This window comes from Nonomuraea maheshkhaliensis (genome assembly GCF_039529435.1).
Lineage (GTDB): Bacteria > Actinomycetota > Actinomycetes > Streptosporangiales > Streptosporangiaceae > Nonomuraea > Nonomuraea maheshkhaliensis.
On record NZ_BAAAMU010000096.1, the window covers coordinates 1 to 17,531 of the forward strand.

Consider the following 17,531-nt stretch of genomic DNA (forward strand, 5'->3'; position numbering starts at 1 on the left):
CGCGGCGGTGGCGGCGGGAGCGGCACTGGCGATGGCCGCCGTCCCCGCCTCCGCCGCGAGCCAGCCCGCCCACGGCCACACCCACACGACCGCCGCCCCGGCCAGTGCGGCCGGCGCGACCATGTCGGCCGGCTTCGCGCGCAAGTACTACTTCGCCGCCGGCCTCCTGGGCAGGAACGAGGTACGTGAGCCGGGCAAGAAGGTCAACGACCGCGACGGGGTGGCGGTCGCCAAGTTCCGCATTCACGGCAACCGCTTCTACTACTTCGTCCAGTGGAAGAACACCGGCAGGCCCACCGCCTTCCACATCCACAGGGGCAAGGCGGGCGTGAACGGCCCCGTCGTCATCGACCTGCTGTCCAACGGCTCCATCCGCGGCAACACCAGCTTCGGCTCGGTCCGCGTCAAGAGCAGCCTGCTCAAGGGCATCAAGAAGAACCCGAAGAACTGGTACGCGAACCTGCACACCGCCGCGTTCCCCGACGGCGCGGTCCGCGGCCAGCTCCACAAGGGCGGCGGGCCGGCGTCCGTCGTCTCCGGCCAGTCCGGATTGCGCAGCAGACCATTCGTTTCCCGGATATCCCGGCTCTCCATCTCTCCGTACCATCGCTCGTACCGCGATTTCGGTGCCAAGAAAAGGAAGAGATGAAGCTTTTCAGAAAAACCATGGTCGCCGCTTCCATGGCCATGGCCGTGTCATCCGCAGCCATGCTCGGCGCCGCACCCGCGCACGCCGAGGTATGGGACTGCGTGTCGTTCATCGACAACAACGTGGGCAGCGCCATCTGCTACGCCGGATTCGGCTCCTACCAGGTACGGGTTTCCTGCGCCTCGGCGCACTGGCCCTATACGAGAGAAATCCACGGCCCCGTCGTGTACAAGGCGCAGAATCAGACGATCGGCCCCGAATCCTCGGTCAACGGTGCGGCGAACGGCTGCCACATCACCGACGCGTGGGTGCACGCCTTGTAAGTCGACTCACATCCGTCTCCAGGGTCATGCGGCCGGCGCGGTCGCATGGCCCAGCCGTATTCAGCGACTTTCTCCGTCCTCGCCCGGCCTGCACCGTCGCCGCATTTTCCCGCGTCCGGAAAGCGCATTGCAAGGAGCGCGATCTGGATAGTGAAAGGCCACGGGTGAAACCTGCTCCCGTTTCCGGGAGCGACGACTCCGCGCATCCCTGAACCGAACCGAGCGGTGACCGAGTTCGGGGAAGTCAATCCGGCCAAAGGAGCGAGAATGAAGCGGACTGTCCGCGCATTACTCACGAGCGCCGCGATAGTGGCGACTCTCGGGCTGCCGTCGGCGGCTGCGAGCGCCCACACGACCACGACCGGCGCGGCGTCATCGGCCGCCCCGTGCGGCGAGCACTGGAATCTCGATGAGCTGTGGTACAACCACTGCGGCGAGACCGATGTCGTCATCTACGCCGATCGGCGGAACATCGGCGGAGCCCGAGACTTCGAGAAGTGCGTCGGCCCGGGGGACCATCACCTCGGCTGGTGGCCCGACTTCCTCGGGGCGTGGTACGCGGGCAAACTCTGCTGACCGGGCACCGCCAGGCGATCCGCTCCAGCAGCAGATCGGCTGCGACCGCCTCTTTGGGGTAGGGCCGCACCACGGCCCATCTCGGGCTGGGGGACGCGTGGTCCCCCAGCCACCGCCGCTGGGCTCAGGCTCTAGGGCGCCGGGTAGTCGGTGACGTACACCGGGGCGCCGATCTTGGTGGTGTCGGCCGCCTCGCCCTCGCCGTTGACGACGTGGTCGATGATTCCGGCGCTCAGGTTGACGGTCATGATGTGGTGCAGGCGCACCCCCGGCCGCCGTGGCGCCTCGAAGCCGTTCTCCGTGTGGATCTGCGGGTTGTTCTGGTTGAACACGTAGACCCCGGCCCCGTACAGGCGATGCCGTTTGACGCGGTCGCCGACCTTGTAGCCGGCCCAGCCCTCGACGGCGCCGTTCATCCAGTCGGCCTGCGTCGGCGGGTCGTACGGCAGTTCGTTCTGGTAGAGGATCGTCGTCCCGTCGTCGCCGTTCCAGATCGTGTTGTACTGCTGGAAGTGCTCGACGAACAGCCCCGTCGCGGTCACGTGATCACCGTTGACGACGGCGCCGTTGCGGCCCAGGTTGGTGTTCCAGCGCTGGGTGTCGGTGAAGCCCTCGACCCCGTGATCGCCCCGCCACACCCAGGTGTGGTCGATGAGCACGTGGTCGCTGTTCACCTCCAGCGCGACGTCCGTGCTGCCGGCGTGCGGGCCGCCGACCCGGAAGTACACGTCCGACAGGGTCGTCGGGTTCGACGGCGAGCCGCCGTGATGCCCGTGCCTGCTGCCCACGCGCAGCAGCACCGGCGACTTGCGCGGGCCCGCGTCGATGGTCACGCCCGCGATGACGACGCCGGGGACGTCCGCGACGTCGATCGGGGTCGAGCCGCGGGAGGCGGTCAGCGTGGCGTGGCCGAGCCCGAGGACGACCGTGTCGGGGCGCCTGATCTCGATGCTGCGGGCGATGTCGTACACGCCGGGAGTGAGCAGCAGGTGCTTGCCGCGGGCGAGCTGCCGGTTGATGTCCTGCGCCGAGTCGGACGGCTTGGCGACGTAGAAGTCGCCGATCGGCAGCGTACGGCCGGGCGTCAGGCCGTTCGCCCACGAGATGCCGCGCGTGTTCCTCCTGGCGGCCGGCACCCGCACGCCGTACCTGCCGCGCGCGTCCACGTACAGGAAGGGCTTCTCGCGGCTGAGCGGGGTGGTGTCGAGCGTCGTGTACGGCGGGTTCGGGAACCCGGCCTCGTCCGGCGCGCCGACGACGCCCGCGAAGACCTGGTTCCACACGCCGTTCGACCAGCCGGCGACCTCGCTGTTGCGGGTCAGCCACTGCTGCTGCGAGCCGTTCGTGACGGCGGGCAGCCTGGAGTCGGCGATGAAGCCGCCGCTGGCGTACTGCGGGCCCGCGGTGCAGTAGTCCATCAGCGACAGGGTGCCGCCGGTGACGTCGAGCCGGCGCAGTGACACCGCCTGTGAGACGGCCCAGAAGTTGGCCGACGAACGGCAGCCGTCCTGGCCGGCCGCGTTGACGTTGATCGACAGGTTGGACAGGGTGCGCCAGAAGTTGACCAGCGCGAGGCAGTTGCCGGTGCCGCCGTCCGCCAGGCAGCGGTTGTAGACCTCGACCTTGCCGTTGATGACGACGTCGGTGGGGGAGGCGCCCAGGCCGGCGATCTCCGTGTAGTAGCCGACCTTGATCTGCAGCGGCTGCTCGGCGGTGCCGTACGTGCCGGGCTTGAAGAGGTACGCGTGGCGGTTGACGCCCATCTCGTCGTCGACCTGGGCGGCGTGCGCGGCGTCGAGGACGGCCTGGATGTCTTCGACCGGCATGCCGGGGTCGAAGACGGTGACGTTCGGGCCGAGGTTCGCAACGGCGGGCGGCGGGGAGGCGGCGGTGGCCGGGCTCGTACCCGCCGATAAGGCGGCGGTCAGGACGGCGGTCATCAGCACGAGGCCGATGCGCGGCCGCCTGCCGAGGGAAGGCTGGGTCGTCGTCATGCGGTGCGTCCTTCACAGGCTGGAACAGCGGGACTGATGCGGAGGGGCAGGTCAGTGCGTCACCCGTCCGAGAGAGCGCTCTCTCAGACGGGTGCGGCCGGCTCGGGTGGTGAGGAGTGTGGTCGCCCGTTTCTACCGCGCCGACCGGCCTCCTCACAAGACGCACCGCGCCGATGTGCCGTCCACGGCCGACGCACTGCCTTCCGCCGTCGCCCGCCGACGAGAGTGTCTTCCGCCGTCGCCCGCTGACGAGAGCGCGGCCGTGGTCCCGGAGAATGAGGGGCATGACGCGTGCCGTGTACGTCGCCGCAGGTGAGGCGGAGAGCAACAAGGGGACCGTGGCCCTCGGACTGGTCGAACTGCTGTCCCGGCAGGTGGAGACGGTGGGCGTGTTCCGGCCGGTGGTGCGGGCCGGCCGCGAGGACGCCCTGATCAACACCGTCCGGAGCAGATTCCAGCTCGCCCTGCCCTACGAGGCGTGCGCGGGCGTCACCTACGACGACGTGCACGCCGACGTCGAACGGGCCGCCGGCGACATCGTGGCCCGCTTCCGCGCCCTGGCCGGACGGTGTGACGCGGTGGTGGTGGTCGGCACCGACTACACCGACGTGGGGGCCCCGACGGAGTTCGGCTTCAACGCCAGGCTGGCCGCCGACCTGGGCACCCCCGTGGTCAACGTGGTGAGCGGCAGGAACAGGACGGCCGCGCAGGTCGCCGCCGCGGTCGAGCTGTCGTCCAGGGAGCTGGCGCACCACCACGCCGGCGAGCTCGCGGTCGTGGTCACCCGGGCCGGCGCGCCGGGGCCGCTGCCGATCGACCATCCGACGCCGGTGTTCGTCCTGCCGGAGACCCCGTCCCTGCGCGCGCCGACGGTGACCGACCTGCTCGACGCCTGCGACGGCCGGTTCTTCCTCGGCGAACGCGACGGGCTCGGACGGGAGGCCAGCGCCCTCATGGTGGGCGCGATGTCGCTGCCCAGCATCCTCGACCGTCTCTCCGAGGGCGCCGCCGTGATCATCCCGTCCGACCGGGCCGCCGCGCTGCTGCCAGGGCTGATCGCGGCCCACACCACCGCGGGCTTCCCCGCCCTCTCGGCGGTGCTGCTGACCGGCGGCAGCGAGCTGCCCGCCTCGGTCGACCGGCTGCTGCGCGGCATGGTGATCCCGCTGCCGGTGATCGTGACCGACCACGACACCTTCGACACCGCCACCCGCCTGTCGACGGTGGAGGGCCGGTTCACGCCCGAGGCCGGCGGCAAGATCGACACGGCGCTGCGGCTCTTCGCCGAGCACGTCGACGGGACGCTGCTGCTCGACCGCCTCGACATCGCCAAGACCGACGTCGTGACGCCGCTCATGTTCGAGTACGAGCTGCTGGACCGGGCACGGGCCCGCCGTCGGCACATCGTGCTGCCCGAGGGCGAGGAGCCACGGATCCTGCGCGCGGCCGACACCCTGCTGCGGCGCGGTGTGGCCGAGCTGACCCTGCTCGGTGACGAGGCCCGCATCCGTACCCGGGCCGCCCAGCTCGGCCTCGACCTGGACGCGGCCCGTGTGCTCAGCCCGTTCGACACGGAGCTGCGCGAGCGCTTCGCCCGCGAGTACGCCGCGATCAGGGCGCACCGGGGGATGACCGTCGAGCTGGCTCGCGACACCGTCACTGACGTGTCCTACTTCGGCACCCTGATGGTGCACACCGGCATGGCCGACGGCATGGTGTCGGGCGCGGCGCACACCACCGCGCACACGATCAGGCCCGCGTTCGAGATCCTGCGCCTGGGACTGGTCTCCAGCGTGTTCTTCATGTGCCTGGCCGATCGGGTGCTGGTCTACGGCGACTGCGCGGTCAACCCCGACCCGACCGCCGAGCAGCTCGCCGGCATCGCGATCGCCTCGGCCGGCACCGCCGCGCGGTTCGGCGTCGATCCCCGGATCGCCATGCTCTCGTACTCGACGGGCGCCTCGGGCGCGGGCGCCGACGTCGACAAGGTCCGCGCCGCCACCGACCTGGTCCGCGAACTCCGCCCCGACCTCCAGGTGGAGGGCCCGATCCAGTACGACGCTGCGGTCGACCCCGCCGTGGCCAGGACCAAGATGCCCGGCAGCCAGGTCGCCGGCCGCGCGACCGTCTTCGTGGTGCCCGACCTGAACACCGGCAACAACCTGTACAAGGGCGTGCAACGCAGCGCGGGGGCCGTCGCCGTGGGGCCGGTGCTACAGGGGCTGCGCAAGCCGGTCAACGACCTGTCACGGGGGGCCACGGTGGCCGACATCGTCACCACGGTCGCCGTCACGGCCGCCCAGGTGACCGACGACCCGGCACCGCTGGGCGACACCTGACACGGGTCTGTGCCGGTCGTGCATATCCCCAGACCGCGCGGCCCCCGCTCGGCGGCCGGGTCTAGCAGAAGACCCCGGTCACGACCAGTTCCTCGTGGCTTTGGACCTCGTGGTGGCCGGCTCCGCCGGACCACGGACGTTACGCGCGAAGGACGTTGTGCTTGATCAGCGGATTCGGCGGACACCGGATATGGCGCGACGGCTGTCAGGGTGACGGTTCTGGCGACGACGACAACGCGGCGGAGTTGTCCTGGTCCACGGAGGCCCAGCAGGCCGAGCTGCTGAATCAGCTCATCGCAGGCTTCGAAGTCGCGCTGGAGCGGAATCTTCGCCGGCTCTCGGTAACCGCTTTCGCGATGTTCAACCGCGGCCGCCGATGGGTGCTCGAAGAAGACGTCGATGATGATCTGAAGTGCCTGCTCGACCCGCAGCCGGCCGAGCGGGACTCTCATGGCTTCCGTCGGAGGCTGACGCCGGCCGAGAACGTCATAGGTGGATTTTTCTTCATTCACCGGGCACAGGCCCTACGGGACAGCAAGCGTCTGAACGCCTACGAGTTTCTGCACGCGACGTTCGGGGAATATCTTATCGCCCGGCCTGGTGACTCGAGAGCTCAAGGATCTGGCGGCGGAGCTGGCCGCAGCAGGGAAGCGTGCCCGGCCGACGAGCGACAACGCGTTTCTACATGCCCTGTTGTCCTTCCCCGTCCTCACCGGCCGGGCCTCCATCGTCGGCTTTCTCCGGCATGGCATCGAGAATCGCATCTCAGCAGACCGGCGGGCGAGCCTGCGCGTCTACTTCCACGAGCTGTTCGCTCAATCGCTGCGGGTCAAGCCCAGCCTCGCCTACGACGCCTATCGGCCGGCGGTCGCCACTGTGCCCGTTGGCTACGCGGCCTACAGCGCAAACCTTCTGCTTCTTTGCGTTCTCATCTCTGTCGCTGGTTCCATACGCTCGCAACATCAACAAGGCGATCGACGTCAACTTCGTATCGTCCGAGATCGGGTCGGTCGTTCCGGTCTATGAACTGCTCGAGCTGCTCTTGACGCCGTATGAGGACTCCAGATGTCGCCGGTTGGTTTATCTGCGAGCTTTTTCCGCGTGCAGTACGCGCGGTGCGGAGGGGAAGGAGATGGCCGGTGAGCGCTATGGGGACCTCGTCATGAAACAGCTTGAGGAGGACTCGGATAAGATGTCTACCCATGATCTTGTGACCATTCTTGCCACATGCCTGCAGCAGGTCACCCATAACGATGACCGGAAAAGAATGACGAGGAACATCCTTCAGAACATCAGAAGAAGGGCTGATCTCGACCTCAGCCTCTACAACAAGATTTTGCAGCGATCGCGGGCCTGACAGCTCCCGCACCATATAGGCGCCATCACACCGCGCGACGCTTTCTGCACCCTCATCAGCACGTCTCGGATACCAGGGCCAGGGTCTGGTTGGCGATCTCCTGTTCCTCGTCGGTGGGGATGACCAGGACCGTCACCTCGGCGCCGGATGGGGACACCGTGCGTTCGCCGGGCTGCTCCGGCTCGTTGCGCGTGGCGTCCACGGTGATGCCGAGGCGGTCGAGGCCCGAGAGGGCCGCGGCGCGGGTGGCGGGGTCGTGTTCGCCTACGCCGCCGGTGAAGACGATCGCGTCCACCCGGCCGAGGAGGGCGTAGTAGGCGCCGACGTACTTGCGGATGCGGCGGGTGTAGATGTCGAGGGCGAGCCGGGATTCGTCGTCGTCGCGGGCGCGTACCGTGCGCATGTCGCTGGAGCCGGCCAGTGCGAGCAGGCCGCTCTCGTGGGTGAGCGCGTGTTCCACCTCCTGCGCGTCCATGCCGTTCACGCGGGCGAGGTAGCCGCCCAGGGCGGGGTCGACGTCGCCTGAGCGGGTGCCCATGACGAGCCCCTCCAGTGGGGTGAGGCCCATGGAGGTGTCGACGCTGCGGCCGGCGGAGATGGCGGTGGCGCTGGCGCCGTTGCCGAGGTGGAGCACGATCAGGTTGAGGCCGGCCAGGTCGCGGCCGAGGAGGGCGGCGGCGCGGCGGGAGACGTACGCGTACGAGGTGCCGTGGAAGCCGAAGCGGCGCACGCCGAGCCGTTCGCGCCAGTCGCGCGGCACCGCGTATGTGTACGCCTCGGGCGGCAGCGTGAGATGGAACGCCGTGTCGAACACGGCCACCTGCGGCACGTCCGGGAAGACCTTGCGGGCGAGCCGGATCCCGGTCAGGTTGACCGGGTTGTGCAGGGGAGCGAGTGGTGACAGCTCCTCGATGGCGGCGATGACGTCGTCGTCGATGAGCGCGGCGCTCGTGAAGCGGTCGCCGCCGTGCACCACCCGATGCCCGACCGCGACCGGGGCCAAGTCGGGTCCTGCTGCCGCGAACGCCTCCATCATCGCGTCCAGCGCCTCGCCGTGGCCGGGGAAGGGACGGTCGCGGACGTACGGGGGGTCGTCCCCATGGCGGTGCGTGAGCCGTCCCCGGTCCTGGCCGATGCGTTCGATCAGGCCCTTGGCCGAGCGGACGCGGGCGACTGGGTCCACGAGCTCGTACTTGACGGAGGAGGAGCCCGTGTTGAGGACGAGGATGGGGGAGTCCATGCCGCCGAGCTTATTGGGCCGAGCTCATTGGCCTGCGTCGCGGTCGTACCGCATGACCACCACCTGGCCGTCGCAGGTACGCGACTCCACCAGCCGCAGGCCCAGACGCTCGTCACGGGGGAAGAACAGCGGCCGGCCGCCGCCCAGCACGAGCGGGTGCACCGCGATGTGGTACTCGTCGATCAGGCCGTGGCCGGTGAGCGCGGTGGCCAGGGCGGAGCCGCCGGTCAGCAGCAGGTCCTTGCCGTCCTGCCGCTTCAGCTCGGCGACCTGCTCGGCGAGGTCGTCGCCGATGACGCGCTCGGCCCAGTCGGCCCGCTTCAGCGTCCGGGAGAAGACGATCTTCGGCGTACTGCGCCAGAGCGGGGCGAACGTCAGCACGTGTGGGTGATCCGACATCGACTCGGCCTCCGGCCAGAAGGACACCATGCCCTCCCAGACGCCGCGGCCGTACAGGAAGGTGTCGGAACGGGCGCTCAACGTCTCGGAGTAGGCCGACAGCTCGTCGCCCATTACGGGCCAGTCGAACTCACCGTTCGCCCCGTCGATGTGGCCGTCGATCGAGGTGTGCACCCAGTAAATGATCTTACGCATGTTCCTGCTCCTGGTTCGGGTTCTCTTGGTCTGTTCGGAGGTTGGTCGGTGCGGTGGTGGCGTTCTGTACATCCCGCGCATGGTTTTTCAGGAAATTTCAGGCGGTGACGTCTGCGCGGGTGCCAGGTCGGTGGGCGAGTGCGGCGCGTCGGTCGCCGGCCTTCGGTCTGCCGGTGGTGTGTCCAGGGTGGTGAGCGCCGAGGGCGTCCGTCCTGTGCGGGAGGTGGGCGCGCCGATCGAGCCAGCGTGCCGGGTGTCAGGGGCTTGGTCTCTGCCGGCGGACGTCCGGACCGGGGCAGCCTTCGGTTGCCTGCCCGAATACATTGGATGGCTTTGGTGGTGGTCCATGGGTGACCTTGGTTGCTTACGCGGGACTCGGGGTGCGGGCTACGATCGGCGGTTGTGTTGCTGACCAGCGCGGATGAAGGGCCGATCGTCGGGGTGCGGCCGCGGCCCGAGTGGGTCGTGGGCCTGGCCGGGTTCGTGCCGGCGCTCGCCGGGGCGGTGGCGGTGGTCCTGGGGGATCTGGCGGGTGGTCCGGGCCGGCAGCTGGTGGTCGACCTGGTGGGTGGGGTGGTGGCCTGCGCGGGGGTGTGGTGGTGCCGGCGGTGGCCTGTGGCGGTGGGGCTGGCGGTGATCGGCGTGTCGGTGGCCGACGCGTCCGCGTCCGTGGCGGCCGGGATCGCCGCGCTGCTCGCCGCCCTGTACCGGCGGCCGCGAGTGGCTGTCGCGGTGGGGGCCGCGGGGGTGGTGGCGACGCTGGTCAGGTTCGCGTTGCGGCCGCCCGGGCTCGCGCCGTACCCGGTGTGGGCGCTGGTCGGGGTGCTGTTCGGGACGGCGGTGACCGCGTGGGGGATGCTCGCGCGTACGCGCAGGGAACTGGTGCAGTCGCTGGCGGAGCGGGCGCGCCGGGCCGAGGCCGAGCAGCGGCTGCGCGCCGAGGAGGCGCGCCGTGCCGAACGGCTCGGGATCGCCAGGGAGATGCACGACGTGCTCGCCCACCGGCTGTCGCTGCTGGCGGTGCACGCGGGAGCGCTGGAGTTCAACGCGGACGCGACGGCGGGGGAGGTCGCGGAGACGGCCGGGGTGATCCGGTCGAGCGCGCGGCAGGCGCTGGAGGAGTTGCGGGCCGTCATCTCGGTCCTGCGCGATCCGGGGTCCTCGCCGGACAGCGGGGCGCCGATGGACCAGGGGATGGATCTCGGGGCGCTGGTGGAGGAGTCGCGGCGGGCCGGGATGCGGGTCGAGCTGCATCATCATGGGGTACGCCTGTCCGAGGCGCCGGACGTCGTGGGGCGGGCCGCGTACCGGATCGTGCAGGAAGGACTCACGAACGCGCGCAAGCACGCGCCCGGTCGGCCCGTGACGGTGGTCGTGGCTGATGCGGGAGCGGAGGAGCTGGTGGTCGAGGTACGCAACCCGCTGCCCAGCGGACCGGCCGTCGTCGCGGGAGGCGGGCGGGAAGCGGTGGGGACGGAGCCGGTGGGGTCGGGCGCGTCGGCGGACGGTGGTGCCGGGTCGGGATCGGTGAAGACGGAGCCGACGGGGGCGGGGTCGGCCGGGCTGGCGGGGAGTGGGAGCGGGACGGGGCTGGTCGGGTTGGCCGAGCGGGCGACGCTGGCGGGTGGTCGGCTGGAGTGCGGCGAGACGGCGGATGGCGAATTCCGGCTGGCGGCCCGGCTGCCGTGGCCGCGATGAAGGTCTGGCCGTGGTGAGAGGGCGGCTGGGGCCGGGATGTGGTGAGGGTTAGCATGATCCGGGTGGGAGCCGATCCGAGGGCGCCGATCCGGGTGCTGATCGTCGACGACGACGCCCTCGTGCGCGCCGGTCTGACGCTGATGCTCAAAGGCGCCCCCGACCTGCACGTCGTCGGCGCGGTGGCCGACGGCGGTGAGGTGGAGGGCGCCGTGGCCGAGCACAAGCCGGACGTGGTGCTCATGGACATCCGGATGAACGGCCTCGACGGCATCGAGGCGACCCGGCGGCTGCGGGCGCGGGCGGGGGCGCCCGAGGTGGTGGTGCTCACCACGTTCGACGCCGACGAGCTGGTGTTCAAGGCACTCCGGTCGGGGGCGAGCGGGTTCCTGCTCAAGGACACCCCGCCGGAGGGCATCGTGGACGCCGTACGGAAGGTCGTGGCGGGCGAGCCGATCCTGTCGCCGAGCGTCACGCGCAGGCTGATCGCCCACCTCATGCCCGAGGAGGAGGACCGGCGGCGTGGCGACGCCCGCAAGGTGCTGGAGCGGCTGAGCGAGCGGGAGCGCGAGGTGGCGCTGGCCGTCGGCCAGGGGAAGCCGAACGCGGTGATCGCGGGTGACCTGCACATGAGCGTGGGCACCGTGAAGGGCTACATCTCCCGCATTCTCACCAAGGCGGGCCTGGACAACCGCGTTCAGCTGGCCCTCATCGTGCACGACGCGGGGCTGGGGTGACTCAGCAGCCGCGCCGCAGGCTCCTGATCTCGTTCCGTGAGGTCCGCTCTCCGCCGACGAAATCGTAGATGTCGAAGTAGTCGGGGCCACGCACGGTCACGCCGTACGGCATCCACTGCCCTTCGGAGTAGTAGTACGGATCGGCGCAGTAACCGGGGCCGATGTAGAAACCGCCCGCCTTCTGCCAGCCGAGATGGGAGTCCGTGCGCCCGCCGGCTGGGAGGATGTCCGTCCATGGCCGTTGCCCGCGGTTCTGGTACACCCCGATCCCGATCTGGTTGCCGGGCTTGTTGTAGATGTAGCTGATGGGCTCAAGCTGAGCCGCCGCGGGAGCGCCCATCGACATCACGGTGATCGCCGCCGTGGCCAGTGCCGGCAGCTTGCGTGGTGATCGCATCCTGTCCGCCTTCCCGTCGGACGCCGGGTGGCTCGTCGCCACCGCCGTGGCTTCGGCCGGGGCCGGCTGACTTCCGCAGCACGCCGGCCCCGCCGGTCCTCATGTCACCACGCCGGGGCCTCATCGCGGCTTCATCCTGGTATCGCGGATTCGCCTCGGTTCCGGTCGTCGGGTGGCCGGGCGGCAGACGGCGCCGGGAGCGGGCAGGCGCAGGCTGATCAGGTAGCGGTTGACGTGGGCGATGATGCAGGGAATGCCGGAGTTGTAGAGGCCGTGGCCGGTCGAGAGGTACGGGATCGCGGCCGAGCCGGGCACCCGCCGTACGATGTCCGCCGGCTGGCCGAAGTCCGTCCAGGAGCCGACGCCCAGGTACGGTGGCGGTTTCCCGGCGGGCAGCGGCCCGGGCGGGTCGGTGGCGGGAGCCGGCCATCTCACGCTCACGGCCGAGGGCATGTCCAACCTGGCCCATCGCGGCCCGCTTCCAGGTCACCGACAAGGCGATCGGCAAGCACACGAACAACATCTTCGCCAAGCTCGGCCTGCCTCCGTCCGACGACCACAACCGGCGCGTCATGGCGGTCCTGGCCTACCTCCAGGCCGCGCCCGCCCCGCCGAAGTAGCCGCGCAGGGCTCAGGCGCCGCCGAGCCGGTCGAGCACGGCGTCGACCAGCGTGTCGGTGAACTCCTCCGGCACGTCCTGCCTCGTGACCAGGACGCGGTAGTAGACCGGCCCCATGATCTGATCGACGGCGAGATCGATGTCGGCCCCGGGATCGAGCGCGCCCCGGGCGATCGCCCGTTCGAACGGGAGCCGGTCGTACCCGCGCTGCTTCCCGAGGTGCTCGAAGCGCAGCCGGGCGGCGAGCGCGGGGTCGTGCTGGGCCTGCGCGGTGAGCGCCCGGAAGACCGCGCCGGCGTCGGACGCAGTCAGGAAGTGGGCGACCTTGCGGGCGTGGGTGCGCAGGTCCCGCCGCAGGTCCGCGGTGTCGGACGGGACTAGGGCTTCGGCGGCGTCCTGGACGAAGGCGTCCATGAGGATGTCGTTCTTCGACGGCCACCAGCGGTAGATCGTCTGCTTGGCCACGCCCGCGCGCTCGGCGATCCCCTCGATGGTCAGCCGGGTGTATCCGACCTCCACGAGCAGGCCGTCGGCCGCTTCCAGCACGCTCTGGCGGGCCTCTTCGCTGCGGCCGTGCCGGTTGCCGCGGTGCTTGGCGGTGGTGGCGCGGCTTCTGTTCGTGCTGCCGCCGGCGTCGGCACCCATCGGTTCCCTTCCGTCGATCGCCTGAGCCTACCATCTTGCCTAGACGCAACGGTGCGTCTACGGTAGCGGGCATGAACGCACTCACGACACCGCGGACCGCCGCCGTGCTCGACCGGCTCTTCGCCGCCGCCGACCGGGAGGAGGCCGATCCCGCGCCGTGGCCGCTGGACATCCCCATCGCCGAGGCGTCGGCCCGCCAGCGCGCCGACGCGCTGGCGGGAGAGTACATGCCGATCTCCAGGTCGGCCGGCCGGCTGCTCTACGCGCTCGCACGCCACGGCCGCCCGGAGACGATCGTCGAGTTCGGCACCTCGTACGGCATCTCCACCATCCACCTGGCCGCCGCGGTCGCCGACAACGGCGCAGGCCACGTGTGGACGACAGAGCTCAGCCAGGTCAAGGTCGAGGCCGCGCGGCAGAACCTGGAGCAGGCCGGCGTGGCCGGGCACGTGACGGTCCTGGAGGGCGACGCGCTCGAAACTCTGGCCGGCGTTCCAGGCCCCATCGGCTTGCTGCTGCTCGACGGCTGGAAGGACCTGTGCCTGCCGGTGCTGCGGCTGCTCGAAGACCGCCTCGCACCCGGCGCCCTCGTCGCCGCCGACGACAGCAGCTTCGCGAGCATGGCCGGCTATCTCGACTACGTCCGCGACCCGGCGAACGGATACGTCACCGTCGAGTTCCCCGTGGAGGACGGCATGGAGATCAGCTGCCGGGCCTGACGCGCTCGAACGCCACCCCGACACAACCCTGGACGACTGAGACGGGACGGGTGGACTCTCCCACGTGGGGAGACGCCATGCTTGGGGCATGGACGAGGACCTGCTGCCGATCGGGCAGTTCGCCAGGCTCGGCCGGCTGAGCGTCAAACAGTTGCGGCACTACGCCGAGCTCGGGCTGCTGGTGCCCGCGTACGTGGACGAGCACACCGGCTACCGCTACTACCGGCCCCAGCAGGCGCGCGACGCGCTGTCGATCGGGCTGCTGCGCTCGCTCGACGTCCCGCTCGCCGTCATCGCGGAGGTGCTGTCGGGCAGCTCGGGCGTGCTGGAAGGGGTGCACGAGCGGCTGGAGGCCGAGCTGGCCAGGCGCCGATCGACGCTGGCCGCCCTGGAGCGGGTGATGGCGGAGGGGCTGCCGTCGGCTCCCGTCACGGTGGTCACCGAGCCGGCGCGGCGGGTGGCGGTGGTCACCGCGACGGCGGCGGACCCGTCCGACATCGGCCGGGCCACCTCGGCGGCCACCGCCGAGGTGCTGGCCGCCGCGAACGTGGCCGTTCCCGAGCTCATCGGCCTGTTCCCGCTCGACTTCGGCGAGCCCGTCACCGTCACCCTCGCGCTGGTCACCGAGGAGCCGGTGGCGGGGGCCGAGCTCGACGTGCTGCCGGGCGGCCGGTTCGCCCGCGCCACCCACGTCGGCCCGTACGACCAGGTCGGGCTGACCGCGCACGCGCTGCTGTCGTGGTGCGCCGAGCGGCTGTGCCCGGTCCGCGGCCCGATCCGCGAGGTGTACGTGTCCGACCCGGCCACCACCCCGCCCGACCGGCTGATCACCCACCTGATGATTCCCCTGGAGGAACGATGATCCCGCGCGTGGTCCACTGCGGCCCCGTCACCTGCCTGAACGTGACCGGCATGGGCGAGCCCGGCGGCGCCGAGCACGTCTCCGCCATCGGCGCCCTGCACGCCGTGGCCGTCGCCATGGGCGGCTCCGAGGGCCCGCTGGAGGGCCGGTGGTGGGTGGAGGACACCTCCCGGCCGCCGCTGGAGGTGCCACGCGACCAGTGGCGCTGGCACCTGCTGCTGCCTCTGCCCGGCATGCCCGATCCGGGGGCGGCCGAGGCGGCGCGTGAACGGGCACGCGCGTCCGGCGCGGCCGTGGACCGCGTCCAGGTGGTCACCTTCACCGAGGGCGAGTGCGTCGAACTGCTGCACGAGGGCCCCTACAGCGAGGAGAAGGCGTCGCTCGACGTGATGGACGCGTTCATGGCCGAGCACGGCCTGGCGCGCAACGGCCCGCACCACGAGATCTACCTGACCGCGTTCACCGACCCCGAGCCAAGGACGATCCTGAGACAGCCGGTGACCCGTCCCACCGGCTGACCCCATGGGGTCTACACCAGCCGCATGGCTTGCATGGCGTCGGCGATCCAGACGTAGGGGATGGGGTCGTGGTCCGGTCCGGTGGACCCGTTGATCGCCGCCACCAGGGCCAGATAGCGGCCGTGGGTGTCGCCGTAGGCGGAGCCGCCGGCGGTGGCGTCCTCCTCGTCCATCCGGTGGAGAACGTCGGGGATCTGCCGGTAGCCGTCGGCCATCCGGTCGCGGACCTCGGCCGTGAGCGGCGTACCGGACAGCGCGGTGACCGCCTCCATGAAGCGGCTGACCGCCCGCCGCACGCGGGGAGAGCGCGGCGACTCGCCCGCACGGTGTGCCGCGAGCAGCTCCTCCATGAGCGCGGCCCCGCTCCCGTGCATGAACTCCTGGAACGGCTCGGTCGCCAGGGTCCTGGCCTCCGGCGCCGCGTACGTGTCGCGCAGGTAGTCGCGGACCGCGTCGCGGAACGCCGGGTCCGACACCAGGTCGGCCAGCTCGATCCAGGCTTCGAGCTGGGCGGCCGTCGGGTCCGCCGGCAGGACGGGGCGCATCGCCCGCAACCGGTCCACGAAGCCGTCGGGGACGTCGAGATTCGCGCCGACCTCGTTCCAGAAGTCGTCGATGGTCTGCTCGCGTTCCTCGTCCGTCATCGAGACGAGCTTGTGCATCAGATCGGCCTGAGCGGTCGTGCCGCCCTGCTTGATCAGCGTCCTGAGCACCGCCCGCCTGGCCCGCAGGGTGCGCTCCTGGCGCTCGACGATCCCCAGGTGCGTCGTGAGCAGATCGTGCAGCGTCGTGCCGCCGTCGAGCAGGCGGCGGATCTCGGCCAGGTCGGTGTCCAGCTCACGCAGCGTGCGGACGAGCTCCAGCCGGGCGATGGCGTGGATGTCGTACATCCGGTGGCCGGCGTCGTTCAGCCCGGTGGGCTCGATGAGGCCGGCGTCGGCGTAGAACCGGACGGCGCTCACGCTCAGTCCGCTGCGGCGGGCGGCGTCGCCGATGGGGTAAAGCTCATGATCGCTCATGGAAGCCACTGTGGTACCTCAAGCCACTTGAGACGCAAGCCGCTCGCGTCCCGATGCGGGCGGGGATCCCGTACGGCTACGCGGCGGCGTACAGCCCGGCGAGCCGCGCGCCGAGCTCGGCGCCGTAGTCCCGGTGGTACACCTGGGCGGAACAGTAGACCGGACCGCCCTTCCTGACCAGGCCCGCGGTCCAGGCGGCGGCGTTCTCCACGCCGGGATCGCTCAGCTGCAGGCCCGTGGCCACGATGTCGTCCACACCGGCGTCGACGAAGTAGTCGCTCACGCCCTTGCGCTCGTACAGCCGCCACTCCACCGTCGCGCTCGTCGCCCCGGCGAGTGCGGCCGTCAGGTCGACCGTGACCTGCTGCCAGGCGGTGCCGTCGGCGGTGACGTCCCGCTGCCACATCACCCGGCCGTTGAGCAGCAGCTGCTTGACGTGGTACCCGGCGGGGTGCCCGGTGTCCCGGCCGTCCCGGTGCCAGAAGCTCACGCTCCGCTTGGCCGCGCCGGACGTCAGCTTGACCTGCCGGCTCGCGCCGCACGACATGCCCGCCTCGGTGGCGGTCTTCGTCTGGACGACGAAGCTCAGCCGCCCGTCGCCGGTGCGGGCCAGGTTGTCGGTCGCGGGACGCGTCCAGCCGGCGTCGGCGGCGAGGAAGGGAAGCTTGTACTGCACGACCCCGGCGAGTTCCCCGGCGCGGACGTGTTCCAGGGACTTCCTGGTGACGGCCTCGACATAGGCGACCGTCGGCTTCTGGGCAGCATGGCTCAGCGGGTGGGCGTACGGCATCAGATAGACGTCCGTGCCGGGAAGCCGCTTCGCGAGCTGCTTGACCTGGTACGACAGGCTCCACGTCCACGAGGTGTCCCGATGCGGCTCGTCCCGGAAGGGGAAGACGACCCCGTCCAGCAGCGGGATCTGCTCGGCGATGAACGCGTCGGTGAACTGGCCGTAGTAGACGGTGGGGACGAACTTCAGCGACCGGTTGATCGCCTTGGCGGCCGCGGTCATCTGCTTGACGTACGCCGGCGTGAACGTCCTGAGATCGTAGCCGTAGTCGTCCACGGTCCAGCCGGTCAGGTTCGGATGGCTCTTGGAGGCGGTGGCGATCTCGCGGGCCCAGGTCACGTAGTCGTGCTTGTACGGCCGGGAGACGCAGCAGACCGCCTGGCTCGGCGAGTACACCAGCACCCAGACGTCGATCCCGGCGGCGGGCGCCGCCCGCAGGGACTCCCGGCGCAGGGCGT

The 17,531-nt window shown here is 70.6% G+C and carries 19 protein-coding genes; 11 read left to right on the plus strand and 8 right to left on the minus strand.

From position 1 onward, the window contains the following. The 3 genes from ABFX54_RS41395 to ABFX54_RS41405 all read left to right on the plus strand — a co-directional run. The coding region (locus ABFX54_RS41395) for a CHRD domain-containing protein (RefSeq protein ID WP_346112342.1) at positions 1 to 649 on the plus strand (649 nt) is incomplete at its 5' end. Further along, positions 646 to 972: a hypothetical protein gene (locus tag ABFX54_RS41400; RefSeq protein WP_346112343.1), complete on the plus strand. Its 327-nt coding sequence runs from the start codon at positions 646 to 648 to the stop codon at positions 970 to 972. The genes ABFX54_RS41395 and ABFX54_RS41400, both read left to right, overlap by 4 nt. A gap of 267 nt (positions 973 to 1,239) precedes the next feature. Beyond that, a complete protein-coding gene (locus tag ABFX54_RS41405) occupies positions 1,240 to 1,548 on the plus strand; it encodes a DUF6355 family natural product biosynthesis protein (RefSeq protein WP_346112344.1) in 309 nt (102 codons plus the stop codon). Positions 1,549 to 1,679: 131 nt separating this feature from the next. Here the strand turns inward: ABFX54_RS41405 and ABFX54_RS41410 are convergent, their stop codons facing one another. Continuing rightward, entirely contained in the window at positions 1,680 to 3,542 is a 1,863-nt protein-coding gene (locus tag ABFX54_RS41410) for an adenylyl cyclase (RefSeq protein WP_346112345.1), read from the minus strand. Positions 3,543 to 3,826: 284 nt separating this feature from the next. Here ABFX54_RS41410 and pta point away from each other — a divergent pair, with 284 nt between their 5' ends. The 3 genes from pta (at position 3,827) to ABFX54_RS41425 (ending at position 7,238) form a co-directional block, all read left to right on the plus strand. After that, positions 3,827 to 5,881: a phosphate acetyltransferase gene (pta, locus tag ABFX54_RS41415; protein WP_346112346.1), complete on the plus strand. Its 2,055-nt coding sequence runs from the start codon at positions 3,827 to 3,829 to the stop codon at positions 5,879 to 5,881. A 600-nt stretch (positions 5,882 to 6,481) separates the two neighbouring features. Then, positions 6,482 to 6,907, plus strand: coding sequence for a cytochrome P450 family protein (locus ABFX54_RS41420; RefSeq protein ID WP_346112347.1), 426 nt, complete (start codon positions 6,482 to 6,484; stop codon positions 6,905 to 6,907). Between the two features lie 106 nt (positions 6,908 to 7,013). Continuing rightward, entirely contained in the window at positions 7,014 to 7,238 is a 225-nt protein-coding gene (locus ABFX54_RS41425) for a hypothetical protein (protein ID WP_346112348.1), read from the plus strand. Positions 7,239 to 7,293: 55 nt separating this feature from the next. Here ABFX54_RS41425 and ABFX54_RS41430 read toward each other — a convergent pair whose 3' ends face one another. Then, positions 7,294 to 8,478, minus strand: a complete 1,185-nt coding sequence (locus ABFX54_RS41430; protein ID WP_346112350.1) for an acetate/propionate family kinase — start codon at positions 8,476 to 8,478, stop codon at positions 7,294 to 7,296. Between the two features lie 24 nt (positions 8,479 to 8,502). Continuing rightward, complete coding sequence (locus tag ABFX54_RS41435; protein ID WP_346112351.1) at positions 8,503 to 9,072, minus strand: dihydrofolate reductase family protein; 570 nt, start codon at positions 9,070 to 9,072, stop codon at positions 8,503 to 8,505. 402 nt (positions 9,073 to 9,474) lie between these two features. Between ABFX54_RS41435 and ABFX54_RS41440 the strand changes: the two genes are divergently transcribed. Together ABFX54_RS41440 and ABFX54_RS41445 are read left to right on the plus strand one after the other, a co-directional pair. After that, complete coding sequence (locus ABFX54_RS41440; protein WP_346112352.1) at positions 9,475 to 10,770, plus strand: sensor histidine kinase; 1,296 nt, start codon at positions 9,475 to 9,477, stop codon at positions 10,768 to 10,770. 53 nt (positions 10,771 to 10,823) lie between these two features. After that, positions 10,824 to 11,504 carry a response regulator gene (locus ABFX54_RS41445; RefSeq protein ID WP_346112353.1) on the plus strand — a complete coding sequence of 227 codons (681 nt, stop codon included), beginning with the start codon at positions 10,824 to 10,826 and terminating at the stop codon, positions 11,502 to 11,504. A 1-nt stretch (position 11,505) separates the two neighbouring features. Here the strand turns inward: ABFX54_RS41445 and ABFX54_RS41450 are convergent, their stop codons facing one another. From ABFX54_RS41450 to ABFX54_RS41465, 3 genes are all read right to left on the minus strand, one after another. Continuing rightward, positions 11,506 to 11,901, minus strand: coding sequence for a hypothetical protein (locus ABFX54_RS41450; RefSeq protein ID WP_346112355.1), 396 nt, complete (start codon positions 11,899 to 11,901; stop codon positions 11,506 to 11,508). Between the two features lie 120 nt (positions 11,902 to 12,021). Then, complete coding sequence (locus ABFX54_RS41455) at positions 12,022 to 12,342, minus strand: alpha/beta hydrolase (RefSeq protein WP_346112356.1); 321 nt, start codon at positions 12,340 to 12,342, stop codon at positions 12,022 to 12,024. A gap of 190 nt (positions 12,343 to 12,532) precedes the next feature. Continuing rightward, positions 12,533 to 13,165 (minus strand): TetR/AcrR family transcriptional regulator, encoded by a 633-nt coding sequence (locus ABFX54_RS41465; RefSeq protein ID WP_346112357.1) that lies wholly within the window; start codon positions 13,163 to 13,165, stop codon positions 12,533 to 12,535. Positions 13,166 to 13,236: 71 nt separating this feature from the next. Between ABFX54_RS41465 and ABFX54_RS41470 the strand changes: the two genes are divergently transcribed. From ABFX54_RS41470 to ABFX54_RS41480, 3 genes are all read left to right on the plus strand, one after another. Further along, on the plus strand, positions 13,237 to 13,884 hold the full coding sequence (locus ABFX54_RS41470; RefSeq protein ID WP_346112359.1) for an O-methyltransferase: 648 nt from the start codon (positions 13,237 to 13,239) through the stop codon (positions 13,882 to 13,884). 88 nt (positions 13,885 to 13,972) lie between these two features. Then, entirely contained in the window at positions 13,973 to 14,746 is a 774-nt protein-coding gene (locus tag ABFX54_RS41475; RefSeq protein ID WP_346112360.1) for a MerR family transcriptional regulator, read from the plus strand. Next, on the plus strand, positions 14,743 to 15,264 hold the full coding sequence (locus ABFX54_RS41480) for a GyrI-like domain-containing protein (protein ID WP_346112361.1): 522 nt from the start codon (positions 14,743 to 14,745) through the stop codon (positions 15,262 to 15,264). Before ABFX54_RS41475 ends, ABFX54_RS41480 begins: the two co-directional genes overlap by 4 nt. Before the next feature lie 11 nt (positions 15,265 to 15,275). Here the strand turns inward: ABFX54_RS41480 and ABFX54_RS41485 are convergent, their stop codons facing one another. After that, the gene (locus ABFX54_RS41485) at positions 15,276 to 16,283 is read right to left on the minus strand and encodes a MerR family transcriptional regulator (protein WP_346112362.1); all 1,008 of its coding nucleotides are present in this window, start codon (positions 16,281 to 16,283) and stop codon (positions 15,276 to 15,278) included. 76 nt (positions 16,284 to 16,359) lie between these two features. Next, on the minus strand, positions 16,360 to 17,531 hold a 1,172-nt coding region (locus tag ABFX54_RS41490; RefSeq protein ID WP_346112363.1), incomplete at its 5' end, for a hypothetical protein.

Excerpts from the sequence above, each read along its gene's own strand:
- ABFX54_RS41400 (WP_346112343.1), top strand. The coding sequence starts at position 646 with ATGAAGCTTTTCAGAAAAACCATGGTCGCCGCTTCCATGGCCATGGCC.
- ABFX54_RS41430 (WP_346112350.1), bottom strand. The coding sequence starts at position 8,478 with ATGGACTCCCCCATCCTCGTCCTCAACACGGGCTCCTCCTCCGTCAAG.
- pta (WP_346112346.1), top strand. The coding sequence starts at position 3,827 with ATGACGCGTGCCGTGTACGTCGCCGCAGGTGAGGCGGAGAGCAACAAG.
- ABFX54_RS41470 (WP_346112359.1), top strand. The coding sequence starts at position 13,237 with ATGAACGCACTCACGACACCGCGGACCGCCGCCGTGCTCGACCGGCTC.
- ABFX54_RS41485 (WP_346112362.1), bottom strand. The coding sequence starts at position 16,283 with ATGAGCGATCATGAGCTTTACCCCATCGGCGACGCCGCCCGCCGCAGC.
- ABFX54_RS41475 (WP_346112360.1), top strand. The coding sequence starts at position 13,973 with ATGGACGAGGACCTGCTGCCGATCGGGCAGTTCGCCAGGCTCGGCCGG.
- ABFX54_RS41450 (WP_346112355.1), bottom strand. The coding sequence starts at position 11,901 with ATGCGATCACCACGCAAGCTGCCGGCACTGGCCACGGCGGCGATCACC.
- ABFX54_RS41480 (WP_346112361.1), top strand. The coding sequence starts at position 14,743 with ATGATCCCGCGCGTGGTCCACTGCGGCCCCGTCACCTGCCTGAACGTG.
- ABFX54_RS41405 (WP_346112344.1), top strand. The coding sequence starts at position 1,240 with ATGAAGCGGACTGTCCGCGCATTACTCACGAGCGCCGCGATAGTGGCG.
- ABFX54_RS41435 (WP_346112351.1), bottom strand. The coding sequence starts at position 9,072 with ATGCGTAAGATCATTTACTGGGTGCACACCTCGATCGACGGCCACATC.
- ABFX54_RS41445 (WP_346112353.1), top strand. The coding sequence starts at position 10,824 with ATGATCCGGGTGGGAGCCGATCCGAGGGCGCCGATCCGGGTGCTGATC.
- ABFX54_RS41410 (WP_346112345.1), bottom strand. The coding sequence starts at position 3,542 with ATGACGACGACCCAGCCTTCCCTCGGCAGGCGGCCGCGCATCGGCCTC.
- ABFX54_RS41425 (WP_346112348.1), top strand. The coding sequence starts at position 7,014 with ATGGCCGGTGAGCGCTATGGGGACCTCGTCATGAAACAGCTTGAGGAG.
- ABFX54_RS41465 (WP_346112357.1), bottom strand. The coding sequence starts at position 13,165 with ATGGGTGCCGACGCCGGCGGCAGCACGAACAGAAGCCGCGCCACCACC.